The organism is Ruegeria arenilitoris, assembly GCF_013035425.1.
Lineage (GTDB): Bacteria > Pseudomonadota > Alphaproteobacteria > Rhodobacterales > Rhodobacteraceae > Ruegeria > Ruegeria arenilitoris_A.
Genome location: NZ_WQHX01000004.1, coordinates 113,254 through 132,719, shown reverse-complemented (window position 1 = coordinate 132,719; position 19,466 = coordinate 113,254). Strand labels below are relative to the sequence as shown.

The window sequence follows — 19,466 nt, the reverse complement described above, 5'->3', positions numbered from 1 at the left end:
GTCAGAACGGCCTGTTCACATTGCCCGAATAGAAATAGATGCCCAACCCGACAGCGAAGATTATGTTTCCGGCAATCGCGTGGAGTAAAACCGCGTAGAAAAAAGAACCACGCTTGCGGTATGCCCAAGAAAAAATCAGGCCACCGCCAAACGTCATAATGGCGACAATCCAGCTCCAGTACATAAGATGGGCAAGCGAAAAAAGCGCGGCGTTGATCAGGTAAACCTTTCGCCCTTGCGGAAGGATCGCATGATAACGTCGGTAAAACAGGGACCGGAACAACAACTCTTGTGGCAAGGCAGAGGCAATAGGATAGCCAGCCCAGATAAACGCCAGCAGCTCTGGCCTGTTGATCAGAAGGAAATATGCAGCTTCCGGTCGGGTCAACATAACAATGGATGTACAGATCGCGGTCATAAAAACTGAAAAGACCAGCAAATCCTTCCACGACCAATTTCGCCAGTTGTACCTAAGCTCTGCCCAGTAAAATCCCCGAGTAAAGTGCAACAGAACAATGCCTAGTGCGGTGAATGAAAAAAGCGATGGAAACATCCAGTCAGGCGGAAAGAACACAGCGATAATTACAGGGATCGCAACAAAAAATAGGCCGAACTCCAGCTTGAGCCTACTACGGCTTGGTTCAGTTACTGCCCAGTTTTCGTGCTTTTTCACGTTGTAACAAGCTCCGCCCGGATTAGCCCCCGTAGGGAATTGCCCGCATAGACATTTTTCGCCTTCTGCAAATCACTCAATCTCAACGTTGCGGGTCTGGCCTGACCTGTATCGATGAGTTCCTCACGAAGGATTCCAGGCAACACGCCGCTTGCATCCGTCGGGGTAAGCAGGCAACCGTCAGGCGTTTCTAGAAACAAGTTACTGATCGTACCTTCGCATAGCTCGCCCCGTTCGTTAAGAAAGAGCATTTCGTCCACGCCTGATGGCAATGATGCGCGGGCAGCGTCATAGATATGACGCCTAGTGGTCTTGTGGCGAAGCCAAAAGTCGGATGCGTTCAACCTTTCTTTTGAAATCGCCATCTGCCAGAAACATGGATTCCCTGCCAATGCTCCGGTCGTTAAACGAAAATTGCCTTTCGTATCTAGCGTAAGCCGACAGCGCAGTGCATTTTCCCCTTCCGCCTTACTCAATGCTTCAACCGCTGAAACTTTGTCGAAAGGTATTCTAAGCGTAGCCGCAGATCGTGACATGCGCGCAAGATGGCGGTCCCGTCGAATGAACCCCTCTTTTGGCCGAAAGGCCAGCGTTTCGATCAGGCGGAAATCAGGCTCAGCTGGCGGGCAAAGCGGGCTTTCCATAACGCCTCCTCATATTCGGATGGGGCAGTGCTGTCCCAAACTACACCTCCTCCTACATTCAAGGTTGCCAGGTTGTCTTCAACCATCAGGGTACGGATCGCCACGTTAAATTCGGACCGCCCATCCGGAGCGGCCCAACCAATGGTGCCGCAATAAATGTCACGCGGCCAAGGTTCGACTGAAGACAGAACTTCCATCGCTCGGATTTTTGGTGCCCCAGTGATTGAACCGCAGGGAAACAGAGCTGTCAGGATTTCAGACAAACCAATGCCCATTTGCAACTGCGCCTGCACCAAAGACACCATCTGATGGACAGTTGCATATGTTTCGACTTTGAACAGTTCTGGCACCTTAACCGATCCGGCAAGTGCAACACGGCTGATATCATTTCTTAAGAGGTCGACGATCATAAGGTTTTCAGCCAGGTTTTTTTCGTCTGCACTTAAAAAGGCGCGCCTTTGGGCGTCCTCGACAACGTTATCGCCGCGAGGTTGCGTACCCTTCATGGGGCGAGTTTCTATTTGCCCCTCTGCGTCAGTGCGAAAGAACAACTCAGGCGACCGGCTTAGCAAATCCGGTAACCCATCCTGCGCAACCCACGCACCATGTCCCACTGGCTGTCCTGCTGCCAACGCAGCAAACAAATTCCCGATGTCTCCATCAAAAGTTATGTCTATAGGAAAAGTCAGGTTAGCTTGATAGATTTCTCCGGCCCCGATGGCGTCATGAACTGCTCGAAAGGCTTCGGAATAAGTTGCATCATCCCAACGTGGATTGAAGTCCAACACCCCACCGGCGACCTTGGGCAACGGAGATTGATCCGGATCAGCATAGACGCCAAAACACAACAGCGGTAGGCGCCTTCCGTCAGGAATTAGGTTTGTCAGGCGCGGTTCCAAAGCATATCCCAGTTCGTAACTGGCGTATCCAGCCAGCCAAGCGCCACTCGCGCGCGCCTTATCCAGCGCCGCCATAGCATCGGGCACTTCGGCGGCTTGATCCGCACGGATAATGTCGGTGGGGCGCTGAAAACGGGTTCCTCGCCCAGCCGGTCCCTGATCAAAACGAATTTGCAATTGCGACCCCATTTGCCGTGATGCGCGATATAGAGAAAAAGGCAGCAAGTGAAAGGGGTGAAAGCGGCAAATTCGCCACTGTTTCCGATCCCTCTTGAACCTTTTGGCCCGGTCCCTATAACGCAGGACAATTTGGGCGCTTGGGCAGCGTCCGCGACTCGTGCAAAAGCGAAGGGGCCACGCCATGCCGAAGAGAACCGATATCCAATCGATTATGATCATTGGGGCGGGCCCCATTGTCATCGGCCAAGCCTGCGAATTCGACTATTCCGGTGCACAGGCTTGCAAGGCGCTGCGTGAAGAAGGCTATCGTGTCATTCTGGTGAACTCGAACCCGGCCACGATCATGACCGACCCCGGTTTGGCAGACGCGACCTATATTGAACCGATCACGCCTGATGTCGTCGCCAAGATCATCGAGAAAGAGCGCCCCGATGCCCTACTGCCCACGATGGGCGGACAAACCGGCCTGAACACATCGCTTGCCTTGGAAGAGATGGGGGTATTGGACAAGTTCGGTGTCGAGATGATCGGAGCTAAACGCGACGCCATTGAAATGGCCGAAGATCGCAAACTCTTCCGAGAGGCAATGGATCGTCTGGGCCTGGAGAATCCAAAAGCTACAATTGTTACCGCGCCGCGCAAGGAAGACGGTAATGCAGATCTGGATGCAGGTGTTCAAATTGCTTTGGGCGAATTGGAAGAAATCGGTCTGCCCGCAATTATACGCCCCGCCTTTACTTTGGGCGGCACAGGTGGCGGAGTTGCCTATAACCGCGAAGACTTCATTCACTTCTGCCGATCAGGCATGGACGCGTCACCGGTGAACCAAATTTTGGTCGACGAAAGTCTTTTGGGGTGGAAAGAATTCGAAATGGAAGTGGTGCGCGACACTGCCGACAATGCCATTATCGTTTGCTCCATTGAAAACGTCGATCCGATGGGCGTGCACACGGGTGACTCAATCACAGTCGCTCCAGCGCTAACTTTGACGGATAAAGAATATCAGATCATGCGGAACGGTTCGATTGCTGTGTTGCGTGAGATTGGTGTCGAAACAGGTGGTTCAAACGTACAATGGGCGATCAACCCTGACGATGGCCGGATGGTTGTTATCGAAATGAACCCGCGCGTGTCACGTTCTTCTGCGCTTGCTTCCAAGGCGACCGGATTTCCGATAGCCAAAGTCGCAGCGAAACTGGCCGTGGGTTATACGTTGGACGAGTTGGACAACGATATCACAAAGGTTACGCCAGCCTCGTTCGAGCCGACCATTGACTATGTGGTCACCAAGATTCCGAAATTTGCCTTTGAAAAGTTCCCGGGTTCCAAGCCATATCTGACCACCGCGATGAAGTCGGTTGGCGAGGCAATGTCCATTGGCCGCACCATCCATGAGTCCATGCAAAAGGCGCTGGCATCGATGGAGTCAGGACTGACAGGTTTTGATGAGATCGAAATCCCCGGACTGACTGTCGGGTCATGGGACGAAGCCGACGACAAAGCTGCAGTCATGAAGGCAATCAGCTTGCAGACGCCGGATCGTCTTAGGACCATCGCCCAAGCTATGCGGCACGGCCTGACCGATGACGAGATCTTTGGCGTGACAAAATTCGACCCTTGGTTTTTGGCGCGCATTCGCGAAATCATCGAAGCCGAACGAACCATACGCACAGACGGCCTACCCGTCACCGAAGAGGGTATCCGCAAGCTAAAAATGTTGGGCTTCACAGATGCGCGACTGGGCAATTTAACGGGTCGCTCGGAGGACAACGTTCGTCGTGCCCGCCGCAACCTGGGTGTGACAGCCGTATTCAAACGCATTGACACTTGCGCGGCCGAATTTGAGGCACAGACGCCATACATGTATTCGACTTACGAAGCCCCTATGATGGGTGAGGTTGAATGCGAAGCCCGGCCAAGCGACCGTAAAAAGGTTGTCATACTTGGCGGTGGCCCCAACCGCATAGGTCAGGGTATCGAATTTGATTATTGCTGTTGCCATGCATGTTTCGCGCTGACCGATGCAGGGTACGAAACCATAATGGTGAACTGTAACCCCGAAACAGTCAGTACAGACTACGATACTTCGGACAGGCTGTATTTTGAACCGCTGACTTTTGAACACGTTATGGAAATTCTGACCAAGGAACAGGAGAACGGCACCTTGCACGGTGTAATAGTTCAGTTTGGCGGTCAGACTCCGTTGAAACTCGCCAACGCGCTTGAGGCGGAAGGCATTCCGATACTCGGAACGACCCCTGATGCTATCGACCTGGCCGAAGATCGCGAACGTTTTCAAGCCTTGGTCAATGAATTGAACTTGAAGCAGCCAAAGAACGGTATCGCCTCAACCGATTTCGAAGCCATTGAAATCGCAAAAGAACTCGGCTTCCCGCTGGTAATCCGCCCGTCCTACGTGTTGGGTGGACGTGCCATGGAAATTGTGCGCGATATGGACCAGCTAAAGCGATACATTAACGAAGCCGTGGTCGTTTCAGGTGACAGTCCGGTATTGCTGGATAGTTACCTGGCTGGTGCAGTTGAGTTGGACGTGGATGCGCTTTGCGATGGAACGGATGTACATGTCGCCGGCATAATGCAACATATTGAAGAGGCCGGAATTCACTCGGGGGACTCCGCCTGTTCTCTGCCTCCATATTCACTTACCAATGAAATCATCGAAGAAATCAAGAACCAGACATTCAAGCTGGCCAAAGCCCTGAACGTCGTGGGCCTGATGAACGTCCAATTCGCGATCAAAGAAGATGAGATTTATCTTATCGAGGTAAACCCGCGCGCCTCACGTACAGTGCCATTTGTCGCCAAGGCAACGGACAGCGCGATTGCTTCGATTGCCGCTCGCATAATGGCGGGCGAGAAGCTTTCGAACTTCCCGCTGCGCCCGGCCTATCAAGAAGGCAAGGACACCGAGATCGCAGACCAGATGACGCTGGCCGACCCAGACATGCCTTGGTTCTCAGTAAAGGAAGCAGTTCTTCCTTTTGCCCGCTTCCCCGGGGTCGATACACTTCTCGGCCCTGAAATGCGCTCAACGGGTGAAGTCATGGGTTGGGACCGCGATTTCCCCCGCGCCTTTCTCAAGGCTCAGATGGGCGCCGGGATGGTATTGCCTTCGTCCGGTCGGGCGTTTATTTCGATCAAGGACGCGGATAAGACGCCGATGATGCTTGAGGCCGCGCAACTTCTGGCCGCGCAGGGATTCACGCTTGTTGCGACACGAGGCACGCAGTCATGGCTATCAGGACATGGTGTAGACTGTGAGGCCGTGAACAAAGTGTACGAAGGCCGTCCTGACATCGTAGACATGATGAAAGACGGCCAGGTGCAACTGGTGATGAACACTACCGAAGGTGCGCAGGCGGTTGAGGACAGCAAAGCCATCCGATCGATCGCTTTGTTCGACAAAATTCCATATTACACCACTGCTGCCGCCAGCCATGCGGTTGCAATGGCCATAAAGGCGCAAACAGAGGGCGATGTAGGGGTAAAATCCCTACAGGGCTAACGCATGATTTCAACAAAAGACTAGTAGGACCCCGGTGATTACCGGGGTCTCTTTTCTTTGAGAATCTGGTAACCTACTGCATCGTTGACCAGTCAGTCCGTGCAGGTGTCTTATGAATTTATTCACGACATACGGAACGAACGACCTTAGTCGCGCCATTCGGTTTTACGACGCGATATTTTCCGTCCTTGAGCAACCGCGCCTTCCCGGCTGGTCAAGTGGTTGGGCTGGCTGGGGAAAAAATGCGGACCAAGGAACCGGGTTTTGGATATGCCAACCATTTGATGCCCAGCCGGCCAGCGTAGGTAACGGGACGATGATTGCCTTTCCGGCCAAAAGCGCGGATCAGGTTCGACAATTTCATGCGGCTGGTATTAACAACGGCGGAATGAATGAAGGCGTCCCGGGTATTAGAAACCGCTACAAGCCCGACTTCTACGTCGCTTACCTTCGCGATCCGGACGGCAACAAGCTGTCATGCTTTTATTTTCACTATGACTCAGAGATGGATGAAGGCGGCTGAACCTACCGCCCTCGCTTAGTCAAACAGAAGCAAACTCTCGTTTCTCTTCGCGAGAGAAGAAAATTGAGTAAAAAACCGGTGCTGCGACCATTGTGAGGATCGTAGCAAAGGCCAACCCGCCCATGATCGTAACTGCCATCGAGACGAAAAATGCGTCGGTCAGAAGTGGGGCCATACCCAAAATCGTGGTTATAGCCGCCAGCATAACAGGCCTAAGACGTGACACGGACGCCTCGATGATAGCTTTGCGAAGAGGCTCACCCGTAGCACGAACCAAATCAATTTCCTCGACCAGCACGATGCCATTTTTGATCAACATACCCGAAAGGCTTAGCAACCCCAAAAGCGCCGTGAATGTGAAGGGCAGTCCAGTTCCCAGCAGGCCGATCACGACTCCATTGACGGACATTGGCACAAGCAACCATATGATGATCGGCTGCCGGATTGCATTGAACAAAAGGACCGATATCAGAACCATGATCAACAGGCTCAACGGCAATTGCCGACCCAGGCTTTGTTGAGCGTCACCTGAATTTTCATACTCGCCGCCCCACTCCATGTCGTAACCTAAAGGAAGTTCAATTGCTTCGACTGCTGCTCGGACTTCTGAATGGACCTGAGCTGCAGTCATGTCAGGCGGAATGTCTGCGCCAACGGTAATGGTCAGAACCCTGTCGCGACGATGCACCAGCGTATCTAATGATCTGTATTCGAACCCGTCTACCATTTGCTCGATAGGCAAAAAACGCTCGGACTGATCTGAATAAACAACTTGATCGACAATGGAATAGTCTCCATCTGCCGACCTACGCAGAATAATCGGAATCTGTCGGTCGCGCTCGCGTAGAACTCCACCCGTTATCCCGTCTGTCGAGAACTGTAGAGTCGCTGCAATATCCTCACGCGCGACGCCAGCCGTCTGCGCCCGTTCGGTGGCGTATATCGGCTGCACTGCCAATTCTTTTTCACGCCAATCATGATGCACATGCAATGCATTCGGCGAAGCCTGAGACATGACTTGAACAGCCTCTTCCGCAAGCTGACGAAGAACAACCGGATCACTGCCTGAAAAGCGCGCTTGAATCGGATCGCCACCGCCCGGCCCGAAAACCAACCGTCTTGTGCGGAACTCGCCTTCTGGGAATTGCGAAGCCCCAAATGCCGCTAAATCCGCCTGCAAACTTGGGATATCGTCAAGGCTCGCTGTTCTAATGACCATATGACCATAGCTTGGGTTCGGCTTTTCTGCCGAGTAAGTGAGCATGAAACGCGTTGCCCCCTGACCCACAAAAGTTGTGACCGATACGACATCCTCCCGTTCGCTAAGCCAGTTCTCGAAAACGGCCATGTCCTGCGCAGTACGTGCAATTGGCGTACCTTGGGGCAGTTTGTAGTGCACAAAAAACAACGGTGTATTTGAATCGGGGAAAAACTGTTGCTTCATCAGTCCGAAGCCAGCGTAGCATGCGACCGTAATCCCGATGAGACCAGCAACAACCAGCCACTTAAATCTCAGAGCCCAGCGCAGGATCGTCCCGTAGACGCGGAACAAAATTCCTCCATATGCATCGATCTCGCCCTCTTTGCCCTGTTTAAAGAAATAGTGTCCCAGCATCGGGGTCACGGTAATCGCCAAAATCCAGCTAAGCAGCAGCGAGATGCCGATCACAGCAAATAGCGAAAACAGGAACTCTCCGGTCGCATCCGGGCTTAGGCCGATACCGGCAAATGCCATTATGCCAATCACAGTGGCACCAAGCAGAGGTATTTGCGTTTTCGACGCGACATCTTCGGCAGCGTCGCGCGAGGGTTTGCCACGCAACATTGCGATCTGCATCCCTTCGGCCACCACAATGGCGTTATCCACCAGCATTCCCATGGCAATAATCAACGCACCCAGCGAGATCCGTTCCATCTCGATCGAAAACAGGGACATGAACAACAGCGTTCCGACAACGGTCAGCAGCAAGGTTGCGCCAACAACAACAGCTGCCCGCCATCCCATAAAAATGCCCAAAACAGCGACTACGATGGTCACTGACATGGCTAGGTTCACGAGAAAATCGTTCGAAGCCTGTTCTACCACGACATGCTGCTGATATATGGGAAGAATTTCAACGCCATATGGAATATCAGCATCAAGATCCGCGAACTTGGCATCTGCGCGTTTGCCCACTTCAACGATGTTTTCGGTCGCCAAACCAGCGATACCGAGCGTAAACGCTTCGACCCCATCGTATCGGATAATAACCTCGGGGTCGCTTTGCCGAGCACGGTAGACGTCGGCTGTGTCAAAAAGGTTGATGACCTGACCCTGTGATCCAACAGACAACCCAGCAATGGCCGAAACGCTGTCCGATCCTTCCGCTGTCAGAATTGTTGTTCGGTCACTGTCCGACCGCAAGGAACCCGAGGAGTTTACCGAATCTGCATTTGTTATCGCGTCAGTTATAGCCTGTAGCGGTACATTCTGGTTCACGGTTATTGCCAGGTTGGGTTCGATGAAGATGGCTTCTTCCGGCAGGCCTTGAACTTCGACATCGGCAACGCCTTCGACGCTTAGCAATTCCCGTCGCAAAAACGTTGCCAACTCATGCTTTTCAGAATCTGAAAAACCCTCGGCAGTCACAGCGTAGAACAACCCAAAGACATCGCCGAACCCATCATTGACGAAAGGCGCGCCAACGCCGGACGGCAATGCACGTGCCGCGTCCCGTATCTTGGCTCGTAAACGGGTCCAAATATCGGGGAGCTGGTCTCCGTCGTAGATGGACTTGACTTCTACCTCAATGATTGAACGGCCAGGTTGATTTACGGACGTAATGGTGTCCACCTCACCCATCTGCTGAATGGCGGATTCCAAAGGCTCCGAGACTTCCAAGGCGACCTGTTCGGCCGTCGCACCCGGGTATTCTGTAATGATGACCGCATTCTTAATGGTAAAGGCCGGGTCTTCCAATCGCCCTAGCGAAAAAAATCCCCAGATGCCCCCAAATAAGGCGATAAGAATAATCAGCCACGTGTAAATAGGCCGATCAATTGAAGAACGAGCGATATTCATTGATCAGAACCTTAGTTGGAAAGGCCGGTGAAGCGGCGGACGGTTTGACCGTCATCCAATGAGCTTCCACCCGCAACAACAATTTCGTCACCATCAGTGAGCCCCTCCAGAACGCGCACATCACCTGTTTGCGTTGGCTCGATCTTTACGGAAACACGGCTCACTGTTCCCTCATCTGCGCCGACAGGAGAAAACACCATAACGCCCAAGTCACCTTTTGCATCGGCAATTATTGCAGTTGCCGGAGCAACAATGCCAGTGCGGTTATCTTGCACCTTTGCAGTGACAGTCACGGACGAGCCAGGCAAGATTTGCAGGCCTTCTGGTGGTGTTAGGCCAAACTGAATGCGAAATGTCTGTCCCACGCTGGAAGTCTCGGCATCGAATTCGCGAATCTCCAGTGGAAATATCTCGTCACTGACAGGAAACTTTGCCGTGATTTCGATGTCGTCCTGCTGACCCGTGCGCTGGAAAAGAATCTCGGGCACATCCACTTCAATCCGCAACTCCGACATATCGTGAATTCGCACAATTGGCGTGCCTGCTGAAACTGTTGTGAACGCTTCAACTGCCCGGCTGGACACTAACGCGTCAAAAGGTGAGGTAAGTGTGGCGTGTTCCAGTTCATATTCGGCGTCCCGAACAGCAATAGCCGCCAATTGCGCCGCTGTCTCCGCGTCGTCCACGGCAACTTGACTGGCGGCTGTGCCACGCAAACGCGACAGACGCGCAACGGTTCGATCAGCTTGATCCTTTTGCAGTCTTGCCCGGTTCAGTCTTAATTCGAATGGCTCCTGATCAAGACTTGCAATCAACCCACCCTTGGGAATAACGAACCCTTCTGTTATCGGCATGTCAACTATTTGACCACCGACCTGGAATGCAAGATCTACCGTTTGACGCGCGGCGACCCTTCCAAAGAACTGACGCGAGAAGCCCGGCGTGGTTTCGCGAACCTGCATCAGTTTGACAGGTTTCGTTGTTTGATCGGCGAATACAGGTGTGGTGGCAATGGACATAAAAATGCTCAGAAAAATCAGCAACTTCATTTCTTCAACCCTTCGGGAATTCCAATTTCAATAATGTTATCTCGGATTTTTCTCGCCATACGAGCGAACTCGATTGTTTCCATGTCATTCAAGCCTGAGGCGCGGCGAAAGACATCGCCCGCTGCCGTTTCGAGCATGCTGCGTACACGCTTGCCCCGTTCCGTCAACACCAGCAACCAAGCCCTTCGGTCTTCGGGATCGCGCTGACGTGAAAGATGCCCCGATGCTTCCAAAGAATCCGCCGTTGCGGTGATGGTAGACGGGACTGTCAACATATCCGAGGCTAGTACGCCCATGCGTTTGGGTTCATCCAATTTAATCAACATGTGGCATTCCTGATGACTCAGATCGGTTTCGATTTGGTCAAAACTCTCTTCCAGTTTCCAGTACAGAGCATACACACCCATCATTGCCTGAATTTCAGGACTAAGGCGCGCCAGTCGGGAACTAATGTCGTCTGTCATACGGAGACTCCACGCTTCCAAAGCGATTTACTTCATTTTTTGAACCATTCAATATGTGAAATTAAAGATCTATTCAAGTTCCCTCGGGTCAACATCTCTTGATCAAACTCATGTGTGATTGCATTTTGTGCAGATCCGAAACATTCAGGACGCGCCATGTATACGCCCGCCATCACCGGTACCGGAGTCTTTACGCCCAAAAACGTCATAACAAATGCCGAGCTTGTCGAGGCGTTCAATTCTTTCGCCGACAGGAAGAACGCGGAAAACGCTAAAGCCATCGACGCCGGTGAGGTGGAACCGATACAACATTCGTCCGAGGAGTTTATCGTAAAGGCCTCGGGAATTGAGAGCCGCTATGTTATGGACAAATCCGGCGTTCTGAATCCCGAAATCATGCATCCGACCTTGAGGCAGCGATCGGACGAAGAGCCCGGGATAATGACCGAAATGGCTGTCGACGCCTGCGACAAGGCCCTGCAAAAAGCCGGGCGTTCGGCGCAAGAGGTGGACTTGGTGATTTGCGCGGCATCGAACCACGAACGCGCCTACCCTGCAATTGCAATCGAAATCCAACAAGCACTGGGAACAAATGGCTTTGGGTTTGACATGAATGTCGCCTGTTCGTCCGCTACCTTCGGAATACAGGCAGCTGCCGATATGGTACGTTCGGGTTCGGTCAGATCAGCGCTTGTTGTCAATCCCGAGATATGTTCAGGCCATTTGGAATGGCGGGACCGAGATTGCCATTTCATATTTGGCGACGTTGCAACAGCAACTCTGATTGAACGCATGGAAGACGCGAAGGGACCGCATTTCGAAATAGTTTCGACCCGTTGCGCGACCCAATTTTCAAACAACATCCGAAACAACAATGGATTCCTTCGCCGCTCGCGCCCCGACGGCCTGGTCGACAGGCGCGATATGCAATTCATGCAGAACGGTCGCAAAGTATTTAAGGAAGTACTGCCGCTGGTAAGCAAGCATATTTCCAGTCATATGGAAGAAGAATCGATATCCAGCAGAGATCTAAAACGCCTATGGCTGCATCAAGCAAACAAAACCATGAATGATTTCATTGGGAAAAAGGTACTGGGGCGCGAACCCGAACCCGGTGAGCAACCAAATATCCTGCAGGATTATGCGAATACGTCGTCTGCAGGGTCTATTATCGCGTTTTCCAAATATTCGGATGACCTGGAAGAAGGAGACGTTGGACTGATCTGCTCATTTGGCGCGGGGTATTCAGTCGGCTCTGTATTGGTCAAACGGCACGCTTGAGAAGACCGACGTAGTCGCTGAACAACATAGAAAGTGATAGGGTAAAAGCCGGTCGATTAGCTGACGCTTTCCTCTTCCAAATGAAGTTTCATCTCGATCAGTACTTGTTGTAAAAGACTGGTTTCCTTTAGCAGACGCTTTGCCTCGTTCATCGTTATTATGCCGTCTTCGATTGCGGCGTGATATTCCGTCATCAACATCGCAAATCGTTGGCTTAAAGCGATAACGTCCGCATTCACACCTCCGGTGCGCGGAGTATCCGAATTTCGGCAGTCGTAGGACAAAGTAATGTTTTGAAGGTCCGCCAACGCCGACGTCACATGCGGATAGGTCGCAACAGTTTCAAGCCTCGCCACCGCATCTACCGGCATAAACCGATCAGTGTGTTCCGCATTGTCCGAGTAATATCGCCCAAGTGTTGCCTTGGACTTGCCGGTAATTTCGCACGCGGCTTCGATGCCGACATCTTTCACCAATGCCTCCGTGTGCTTTTTCAAATAGGCCCCGATATCTGCCATGTGTGCTACCTTTGCTTCTTACGCAACCGCCCCAATTCTGTCCGTGTCGGGGAAAGGGTGGGCAAATTTCCCATATTTGTCTCACAAATGAAATGCCATAATTCAAGCATCCCTCAGATATGCAGGGATTTTGTGAGTGAGTGGCGGCCGTTCGAGCCGGTAAAGAGTAATGGTGGGGCTGGATTTTCGCCTTGCTACGTTCTGGCCAAATGTTGGCCTGCGGCGGCGCTGTTGTGGAAGCGGGGGTATCCATCCCCAAGAGCTCATGCTCAACCCCGGCAACTGCAATGGCGGCGTCGCGTATTGTACGCTAATTGTTGTCTTGCCCCTCGCGTCCGGGCGAATTAGACCCGCGCCATGGCAAAGTTGTATTTTAACTATTCAACGATGAACGCGGGAAAATCGACCGTATTATTGCAAGCATCCCATAATTATCGCGAACGGGGTATGGAGACATACCTACTGACCGCAAAAATCGACGGACGCGCGGGTTCGGGGCACATAGCATCGCGAATAGGGATCTCGGAACAAGCGGACACCTTCCGAGAAGATGATGATGTTTTCAACATGATTCAAAACCGCTTGAACGCGGGTTCTGTGGCATGTGTTTTTGTGGATGAGGCGCAGTTTCTGACCGAAGATCAGGTGTGGCAACTGGCCCGCGCAGTAGATGATCTAAACGTACCTGTGCTGGCTTACGGTTTGCGTGTCGATTTCCAGGGAAAGCTGTTTCCTGGATCGGCATCCCTTTTGGCGTTAGCCGATGAAATGCGAGAAGTACGTACAATCTGCAAGTGCGGACGCAAGGCTACCATGGTCATCCGTCAGGACGAGAACGGCAATGCGATAACCGAAGGTGCACAGGTACAAATTGGCGGAAATGAAACTTATGTTTCGTTATGCCGCAAGCATTGGCGAGAAGCAGTCGAAGGCTAGACAGGATTTGGCAAGCGGCGACCTACGGCGATTGTTGAGATATTGTCCAGTGCCACGTGCACCATTGTTGTGCGCATTCTTTCGGTTACTTTGCCCTAGTGCGGTATAGGGGCAGCCTAACCCATATCGCACAGCAACTAATGCATCCTGCCACCAAGCGGTACTGGTTGATCTGGACTGATCAGCACAACCTCTCCGTCTTTATCCGGCAATCCCAGAACTAACACATCGGACATGAACCGCCCGATCTGGCGCGGCGGAAAGTTGACGACGGCCATAACCTGTTTTCCGACCAAACCCGAAGGATCATAATGAGCCGTTACCTGAGCGGATGTCTTGCGCTCGCCGATCTCGTCACCAAAGTCTATCCACATCTTGATCGCGGGTTTACGTGCCTCTGGATAAGGTTCCGCACGAACCACCTTGCCGACACGGATATCGACCTTGAGAAAGTCATCGAACGATATCTTACTCACGCGACAGCTCCTTCGAACGTTCTGTCGCCGCCTGAACTGCTCGGTGCAAAAGGTTGGGGAAACCTTCTTCTGTGTGCATCAAAACCTCCAAAGCTGCTTGGGTAGTACCGTTTGGCGAGGTTACATTTTTGCGTAGTTGTGCCGGGTCTTCTTCGGCCGCCATCGCCAAAGCCCCGGCACCCGCAACCGTTGACTTAGCCAACCTCATCGCCAGATCAGGCGACAGACCCTGAGCCTCACCCGCTGCGGCGAGGGTTTCGATCAGGTGAAAGACATAGGCTGGCCCCGAACCGCTGAGGCCAGTGACAGCGTCCATCTGATGCTCATCTTCCAAACGAACAGTTTCGCCAATGGCTGACAGAAGGTTCTCCGCCAACGCTACGTCCGCGTCAGAGGTTTTTGAATTTCCGACCAGCGCCGTTATTCCCTGTCGGATGGCGGCCGGGGTATTGGGCATCGCACGAACGATTGGTGTTTCGCCACCTAATATCTGCTCAAATGTGTCGATCGAAGTACCGGCCGCAACGGATATGAACAGAGTTTCACCGCCGCCCAACGCCTGGATGGTTGGTAGAGCCTCGCCCATCATCTGTGGTTTGACCGCAACCAAAACTACGGCAGGTGCTTCAGGTAGAGCGGCATTGATTCTTACACCTTGCGATTTCAACCAATCCGAGGGGAATGGATCAATCACCCAAACCGACCTTGCGGGCAGACCGTGATCCAGCCAACCCGCCAACATCGCCGATCCCATCTTGCCGCATCCCAGAAGCACGAGTCCCCGTTCAGCAACATGCGACACATCCATCCTTGCCCCTCCCATGCGATGCAGTTCGGGGCAAAGCTTTACGCGCGGCCGTAGGCCTCTGCAATGGCGACTTGCATCGCTTCTTCCGGGGTTCGATTGCCCCAAGTAACCAGTTGGATCGCAGGATAATAACGCTCTGCGCTTAGAACTGCAGCGTTTATCATCGTGTCAATCTGCTCTGGGCTGGCTGCCTGGCCACCAGCCAAAACCAGACCATAGCGATAAACCATCAGTTTCTGATTAGCCCAGTATGTGAATGCTCCGGCCCAGCACTGGTCATTCATCTTATTGAGCAGTTCATACAGTTCAGCCTCACGGTCTGTTGGCGGTTCCATCTCGAAGGAACAGACCATACGCAGCGTTTCGTCATAGTTGGACCAAGCCAGTGTAATTGAATAAGTTCGCCACTGCCCCTCCACTGCCATGGCAATTTGATCATCACCGATCCGGTCGAAATCCCAGTCGTGATGTTCGGCAAGATGTTCAACAATGTCGATTGGATGAAGATCTTCTTCGAGATACTGCTCGGAAAGGGCCATTATGCCACCTCACTAATCTCTAGCAGTTGGGGGCTGGCAGCGCCCCAGCGCTAGTTGCCTGCTCTACAAGCCGGGCTTCCCCCTTGGGCCTGTACTAAATATGGTGCGATGTGGCAGAGTCTGTGGCAACCCCCATTTTTGGGGAAATGTGCAATAAGTTGTGGATAGTAGGCAACGCCGATCAAAATATTGGCAAAGATTGTAGCTTTGCCTTGATTAATTGCCGCGATGCGTCAAGATACACCGCACCGCAAGATCCCACGTATGGGCCGCGCGGTGTACATCTTTGCCATTTTTTTCTGAAGTCGACAGTAGCCTGCACGCTACTTGTTCAGTTGCGCCTCAATTTCCGCAAGACGCGCTTCTAACGCTGCATTTTCTTCGCGTGCTTTTTGGGCCATGGCGCGAACAGCATCAAATTCTTCGCGTGTCACGAAATCACGATCAGCCAACCAACGATCTATCATCGACTTCATCGCATTCTCGGCTTCTTCCCGGGCGCCCTGGGCAACACCCATAGCGTTGGTCATAAGTTGGGACATGTCGTCCAAAATTTTGTTACGGGTCTGCATGTCTGTACTCCGATAGCGTACTCAATTCCTATATGGGCAATGTATCGCGCAGGCTCAAGGTTGACTTGACCCGTGCACCCCGGGCAATGAGACGCACATGCAGGCTGTAATAGACTTCCCCGAATTATCCCCCGAACTTTTTTCGATCTCGATTTTCGGGATGGAACTTGCACTCAGATGGTACGCGCTGGCTTATATTGCGGGCATTCTGATCGCATGGCGCATGGCTGCTGGGGCGATTCGTCGGCCTACTCTTTGGCCCGCAGATACACCGCCCATCAAGCCCGAACAGCTGGAAGATTTCATTACGTGGATCATCCTGGGCGTGATTCTGGGTGGGCGTTTGGGATTTGTTCTGTTCTACCAACCCGGATATTACCTTTCGCATCCGCTAGAGATTTTGATGGTCTGGCAAGGTGGTATGGCGTTTCATGGCGGGCTCTTGGGTGTCGTGATCGCGACATATATTTTCGCGCGAAGACATGACATAGCAATTTTATCATTAGCCGATTTAGTCGCGTATACGGTTCCGCCCGGGCTGTTTCTTGGACGATTGGCAAATTTCATCAATGCCGAACTATGGGGCCGACCATCTGAGTTGCCTTGGGCTGTTATTTTTCCCGGCGCTGCTGCGCAGGACTGTCCCGGAGTTATTGCTGGCGTATGCGCACGGCATCCCTCGCAACTGTATGAGGCGATATTGGAAGGGTTGCTTTTGGGTGGGTTGCTTTTGTGGCTGGTTTATCGTCGCGATTGTTTTCGCACTCCCGGGTTTGTCATGGGCGTCTTTTTAGCGGGGTATGGCATTTCGAGATTCATCGTCGAATTCTTTCGCCAACCTGATGTGCAATTCGTTTCGGCAGGAAACCCACTAGGATTGGCTTTTCATATTGGCGGATACGGACTGACAATGGGGCAGATTTTGTCACTCCCAATGATTGCACTGGGCGTTTGGTTTGCCTTACGCGCCCGGCGAAACGCATGAGCTTAAAAGATATTCTTATCGCGCGAATTCAGCAAAACGGTCCGCTCACCGTGGCCGACTATATGACGGAATGCTTGTTACACCCAAAACATGGGTACTATACCAACCGCGATCCACTGGGTTCGCGGGGTGATTTCACAACCGCACCCGAAATAAGTCAGATGTTCGGAGAATTGATCGGGCTATGCATCGCGCAATGTTGGGTGGATCAGGGCCGGCCCGCACAAATTTGCCTTGCCGAATTGGGACCTGGGCGCGGAACGTTGATGGCGGATATTCTCCGTGCGACGCGACAAGTGCCCGGATTTCACGATGCCGCTGAAATCTTTTTGCTCGAAGCATCACCGACCCTGCGAGAAATTCAGCGTGAAACGTTGCGGGATTACTCGCCAAAGTGGAGCTCCTCAATCTCAGATTTGCCCGCACTTCCGCTATTCCTTATCGCAAACGAATTTTTCGACGCACTACCGATTCGCCAGTTCTTAAGGGATGGCGATGGATGGCGCGAACGGTTGGTTGGGTCGGACGGAAAATCCTTAAATTTTGGCCTTGGGACGCGGGCCGCTCAAACTTTGCTCAAGGACCGACTCACTGACACTAATGACGGTGATCTGGTCGAATGTTGTGCAGCGGCAGTTCCAATCATATCCTCGGCTGCGGAACGGATTGCGACCTGTGGCGGCATGGCCCTGATCGTCGATTACGGTGATTGGCGGGCATTGGGCGACACCTTTCAGGCCCTTCGGGACCACAAACATTCCGATCCACTTGAAGAGCCGGGAAAGGCAGATTTGACGGCTCATGTAGATTTCGAAGCCATAGCGCGCTCAGCCCAATCGGCAGGATGCAGTTTTTCGCGCCTCACCCCGCAAGGCGTGTATTTGGAGCGTTTGGGGATAACTGCGCGGGCACAGAGCTTGGCCTCGTCACTTCAAGGCCAGGCGCTCGAAGCGCATATCTTGGCACATCGACGGTTGACGCATCCCAATGAAATGGGAAACCTGTTCAAGGTGCTTGGTATTTACCCGCCATCTGCAGCGCCGCCACCGGGATTGGAGCCATGACCTTGGAAATTCTCACCTCGGAATTGCTATCGCCTGTCAAACACGGGTTCTTCAGCAGGCGTGGCGGCGCGTCTTCCGGGATCTTTGCCGGATTGAATTGTGGTTTTGGCTCATCAGATCTGACTGAAGCCGTGGCATTGAATCGCCGACGTGTCGCTGAGGCAATGGAGGTTGGGCCGGATGCGTTGGTTGGGGTACATCAGGTGCATTCCCCCGCTGTGCTAACTGTGGATTCGCCGATCGAAGGAAGTAAACCCAAGGCGGATGCCCTTGTTACTTCCACACCTGGTCTCGCCCTGACCGTCCTCACCGCAGATTGCCAACCAGTTTTATTCTCTGATCCAGATGCAAAAGTTATTGGTGCCGCGCATGCAGGCTGGCGTGGGGCACTGGACGGCGTTTTGGAAGCGACACTGGACGCGATGGAATCGCTCGGCGCCAGACGGAGTAATACTTCAGCCGTTATTGGTCCTACAATTTCGCAGCGGGCTTACGAAGTTGGCCCTGAATTTATGGACGAGTTTTTGATGGCATCGCACGACAATGCCAGATTTTTTGCCAATGGACAGGGCGACAGACTGCATTTTGACCTACCTGCCTTTGGCCTGCACAGACTTCGCGAAGCTGGCGTGGGACAGTCTGAATGGACGCGGCATTGCACATATTCTGACCCGGAAAAGTTTTTTTCCTATCGACGCGCCACCCACGCCAAAGAGGCAGACTATGGGCGCTTGATTGCGGCGATAAGACTTTAATTTCGGGCGTAAATATGGCAACTCCGCCACTTTTCCGCCACAATTATTGTGTTTACCTGACTCAGAATCGTTTCAATTTTTCACAAGTGGTCAGGGTGTTACCTTGGATTTTGGTCTGAGAGTACCCGTCAGGTTAACAAAGAGGTACACGAAACCTTCAATTTGTCCTCAATTCATCCCGGATCAGCCTTATCCCTGCCGCAAACCCGCGTCAGATTTAGTGTTGTAACGGAAACAAGGGCGCTAGCCCGATGCAGAGCAGGACAAGAAAATGAAGCCAAAATCACGCTTTCTGACCGCCGTTGTTGCGGCCGTAATGGCGCACGAACCGGAAATGCCATGGAAGCGGGTTTCAAGCCATTCTGCCAGAGTTGCGCGCCGCTTGGCAGGTCGGCTCTGATGCGGGCCCCTTCGGAACTAAGCTGTCAGTTCCAATGGGCAAAACGCACGCCAAACTGTGCTCCGGTCTGGTGTGCGACGTCGCAGATGGGTTTGCGTCGTTTTTTTTCGGAG

General features: G+C 52.6%; 19 protein-coding genes. 8 read left to right on the top strand and 11 right to left on the bottom strand.

Annotated features, from left to right (window positions below; genetic code table 11):
* Position 1: 1 nt before the first annotated feature.
* From GOV45_RS13075 to GOV45_RS13065, 3 genes are read right to left on the bottom strand one after another with little or no spacing between them, the layout of a single operon-like run.
* Positions 2 to 673, bottom strand: a complete 672-nt coding sequence (locus GOV45_RS13075) for a CPBP family intramembrane glutamic endopeptidase (RefSeq protein WP_367648677.1) — start codon at positions 671 to 673, stop codon at positions 2 to 4.
* A complete protein-coding gene (locus GOV45_RS13070; protein ID WP_170478495.1) occupies positions 670 to 1,317 on the bottom strand; it encodes an aminotransferase class IV family protein in 648 nt (215 codons plus the stop codon). Before GOV45_RS13070 ends, GOV45_RS13075 begins: the two co-directional genes overlap by 4 nt.
* A complete protein-coding gene (locus GOV45_RS13065; protein WP_254448003.1) occupies positions 1,272 to 2,393 on the bottom strand; it encodes an aminodeoxychorismate synthase component I in 1,122 nt (373 codons plus the stop codon). Before GOV45_RS13065 ends, GOV45_RS13070 begins: the two co-directional genes overlap by 46 nt.
* 184 nt (positions 2,394 to 2,577) lie before the next feature.
* Between GOV45_RS13065 and carB the strand changes: the two genes are divergently transcribed.
* Both carB and GOV45_RS13055 read left to right on the top strand, forming a co-directional pair.
* Positions 2,578 to 5,922 carry a carbamoyl-phosphate synthase large subunit gene (gene carB, locus GOV45_RS13060; RefSeq protein ID WP_170478490.1) on the top strand — a complete coding sequence of 1,115 codons (3,345 nt, stop codon included), beginning with the start codon at positions 2,578 to 2,580 and terminating at the stop codon, positions 5,920 to 5,922.
* Between the two features lie 112 nt (positions 5,923 to 6,034).
* Positions 6,035 to 6,445 carry a VOC family protein gene (locus tag GOV45_RS13055; protein ID WP_170478487.1) on the top strand — a complete coding sequence of 137 codons (411 nt, stop codon included), beginning with the start codon at positions 6,035 to 6,037 and terminating at the stop codon, positions 6,443 to 6,445.
* Positions 6,446 to 6,464: 19 nt separating this feature from the next.
* Here the strand turns inward: GOV45_RS13055 and GOV45_RS13050 are convergent, their stop codons facing one another.
* From GOV45_RS13050 to GOV45_RS13040, 3 genes are read right to left on the bottom strand one after another with little or no spacing between them, the layout of a single operon-like run.
* Positions 6,465 to 9,506, bottom strand: coding sequence for an efflux RND transporter permease subunit (locus GOV45_RS13050; protein ID WP_170478484.1), 3,042 nt, complete (start codon positions 9,504 to 9,506; stop codon positions 6,465 to 6,467).
* 11 nt (positions 9,507 to 9,517) lie between these two features.
* The gene (locus GOV45_RS13045; RefSeq protein WP_170478481.1) at positions 9,518 to 10,555 is read right to left on the bottom strand and encodes an efflux RND transporter periplasmic adaptor subunit; all 1,038 of its coding nucleotides are present in this window, start codon (positions 10,553 to 10,555) and stop codon (positions 9,518 to 9,520) included.
* On the bottom strand, positions 10,552 to 11,019 hold the full coding sequence (locus GOV45_RS13040; protein ID WP_170478478.1) for a MarR family winged helix-turn-helix transcriptional regulator: 468 nt from the start codon (positions 11,017 to 11,019) through the stop codon (positions 10,552 to 10,554). Before GOV45_RS13040 ends, GOV45_RS13045 begins: the two co-directional genes overlap by 4 nt.
* A gap of 156 nt (positions 11,020 to 11,175) precedes the next feature.
* Here GOV45_RS13040 and GOV45_RS13035 point away from each other — a divergent pair, with 156 nt between their 5' ends.
* Positions 11,176 to 12,300 carry a beta-ketoacyl-ACP synthase III gene (locus tag GOV45_RS13035; RefSeq protein ID WP_170478475.1) on the top strand — a complete coding sequence of 375 codons (1,125 nt, stop codon included), beginning with the start codon at positions 11,176 to 11,178 and terminating at the stop codon, positions 12,298 to 12,300.
* Between the two features lie 56 nt (positions 12,301 to 12,356).
* Here GOV45_RS13035 and GOV45_RS13030 read toward each other — a convergent pair whose 3' ends face one another.
* A complete protein-coding gene (locus GOV45_RS13030; protein WP_170478472.1) occupies positions 12,357 to 12,818 on the bottom strand; it encodes a hypothetical protein in 462 nt (153 codons plus the stop codon).
* A 357-nt stretch (positions 12,819 to 13,175) separates the two neighbouring features.
* Here GOV45_RS13030 and GOV45_RS13025 point away from each other — a divergent pair, with 357 nt between their 5' ends.
* Positions 13,176 to 13,754 carry a thymidine kinase gene (locus tag GOV45_RS13025; RefSeq protein ID WP_170478469.1) on the top strand — a complete coding sequence of 193 codons (579 nt, stop codon included), beginning with the start codon at positions 13,176 to 13,178 and terminating at the stop codon, positions 13,752 to 13,754.
* A 137-nt stretch (positions 13,755 to 13,891) separates the two neighbouring features.
* Here the strand turns inward: GOV45_RS13025 and GOV45_RS13020 are convergent, their stop codons facing one another.
* From GOV45_RS13020 to GOV45_RS13005, 4 genes are all read right to left on the bottom strand, one after another.
* Positions 13,892 to 14,230: a tRNA-binding protein gene (locus GOV45_RS13020; protein ID WP_170478467.1), complete on the bottom strand. Its 339-nt coding sequence runs from the start codon at positions 14,228 to 14,230 to the stop codon at positions 13,892 to 13,894.
* Positions 14,223 to 15,038 carry a pyrroline-5-carboxylate reductase gene (proC, locus tag GOV45_RS13015; RefSeq protein ID WP_170478464.1) on the bottom strand — a complete coding sequence of 272 codons (816 nt, stop codon included), beginning with the start codon at positions 15,036 to 15,038 and terminating at the stop codon, positions 14,223 to 14,225. Before proC ends, GOV45_RS13020 begins: the two co-directional genes overlap by 8 nt.
* A gap of 38 nt (positions 15,039 to 15,076) precedes the next feature.
* On the bottom strand, positions 15,077 to 15,577 hold the full coding sequence (locus GOV45_RS13010) for a YbjN domain-containing protein (protein WP_170478462.1): 501 nt from the start codon (positions 15,575 to 15,577) through the stop codon (positions 15,077 to 15,079).
* 323 nt (positions 15,578 to 15,900) lie between these two features.
* A complete protein-coding gene (locus GOV45_RS13005) occupies positions 15,901 to 16,149 on the bottom strand; it encodes an accessory factor UbiK family protein (RefSeq protein WP_170478459.1) in 249 nt (82 codons plus the stop codon).
* A 97-nt stretch (positions 16,150 to 16,246) separates the two neighbouring features.
* On the opposite strand from GOV45_RS13005, the gene lgt reads away from it, so the two are divergent.
* From lgt to GOV45_RS23485, 4 genes are all read left to right on the top strand, one after another.
* Positions 16,247 to 17,134: a prolipoprotein diacylglyceryl transferase gene (gene lgt, locus GOV45_RS13000; protein ID WP_170478456.1), complete on the top strand. Its 888-nt coding sequence runs from the start codon at positions 16,247 to 16,249 to the stop codon at positions 17,132 to 17,134.
* Positions 17,131 to 18,198, top strand: a complete 1,068-nt coding sequence (locus GOV45_RS12995; RefSeq protein ID WP_170478452.1) for a class I SAM-dependent methyltransferase — start codon at positions 17,131 to 17,133, stop codon at positions 18,196 to 18,198. Before lgt ends, GOV45_RS12995 begins: the two co-directional genes overlap by 4 nt.
* Positions 18,195 to 18,953, top strand: coding sequence for a peptidoglycan editing factor PgeF (pgeF, locus tag GOV45_RS12990; protein WP_170478449.1), 759 nt, complete (start codon positions 18,195 to 18,197; stop codon positions 18,951 to 18,953). Before GOV45_RS12995 ends, pgeF begins: the two co-directional genes overlap by 4 nt.
* Positions 18,954 to 19,224: 271 nt before the next feature.
* Entirely contained in the window at positions 19,225 to 19,353 is a 129-nt protein-coding gene (locus GOV45_RS23485) for a hypothetical protein (RefSeq protein ID WP_302477842.1), read from the top strand.
* The last annotated feature ends 113 nt before the right edge of the window (positions 19,354 to 19,466 follow it).

Coding starts and splice junctions, on each gene's coding strand:
- pgeF (WP_170478449.1), top strand. CDS start 18,195: ATGACCTTGGAAATTCTCACCTCGGAATTGCTATCGCCTGTCAAACAC.
- GOV45_RS13030 (WP_170478472.1), bottom strand. CDS start 12,818: ATGGCAGATATCGGGGCCTATTTGAAAAAGCACACGGAGGCATTGGTG.
- GOV45_RS13035 (WP_170478475.1), top strand. CDS start 11,176: ATGTATACGCCCGCCATCACCGGTACCGGAGTCTTTACGCCCAAAAAC.
- lgt (WP_170478456.1), top strand. CDS start 16,247: ATGCAGGCTGTAATAGACTTCCCCGAATTATCCCCCGAACTTTTTTCG.
- GOV45_RS13070 (WP_170478495.1), bottom strand. CDS start 1,317: ATGGAAAGCCCGCTTTGCCCGCCAGCTGAGCCTGATTTCCGCCTGATC.
- proC (WP_170478464.1), bottom strand. CDS start 15,038: ATGGATGTGTCGCATGTTGCTGAACGGGGACTCGTGCTTCTGGGATGC.
- GOV45_RS13025 (WP_170478469.1), top strand. CDS start 13,176: ATGGCAAAGTTGTATTTTAACTATTCAACGATGAACGCGGGAAAATCG.
- GOV45_RS13010 (WP_170478462.1), bottom strand. CDS start 15,577: ATGGCCCTTTCCGAGCAGTATCTCGAAGAAGATCTTCATCCAATCGAC.
- GOV45_RS13055 (WP_170478487.1), top strand. CDS start 6,035: ATGAATTTATTCACGACATACGGAACGAACGACCTTAGTCGCGCCATT.
- GOV45_RS23485 (WP_302477842.1), top strand. CDS start 19,225: ATGAAGCCAAAATCACGCTTTCTGACCGCCGTTGTTGCGGCCGTAATG.
- GOV45_RS13040 (WP_170478478.1), bottom strand. CDS start 11,019: ATGACAGACGACATTAGTTCCCGACTGGCGCGCCTTAGTCCTGAAATT.
- GOV45_RS13005 (WP_170478459.1), bottom strand. CDS start 16,149: ATGCAGACCCGTAACAAAATTTTGGACGACATGTCCCAACTTATGACC.
- GOV45_RS12995 (WP_170478452.1), top strand. CDS start 17,131: ATGAGCTTAAAAGATATTCTTATCGCGCGAATTCAGCAAAACGGTCCG.
- carB (WP_170478490.1), top strand. CDS start 2,578: ATGCCGAAGAGAACCGATATCCAATCGATTATGATCATTGGGGCGGGC.
- GOV45_RS13050 (WP_170478484.1), bottom strand. CDS start 9,506: ATGAATATCGCTCGTTCTTCAATTGATCGGCCTATTTACACGTGGCTG.
- GOV45_RS13045 (WP_170478481.1), bottom strand. CDS start 10,555: ATGAAGTTGCTGATTTTTCTGAGCATTTTTATGTCCATTGCCACCACA.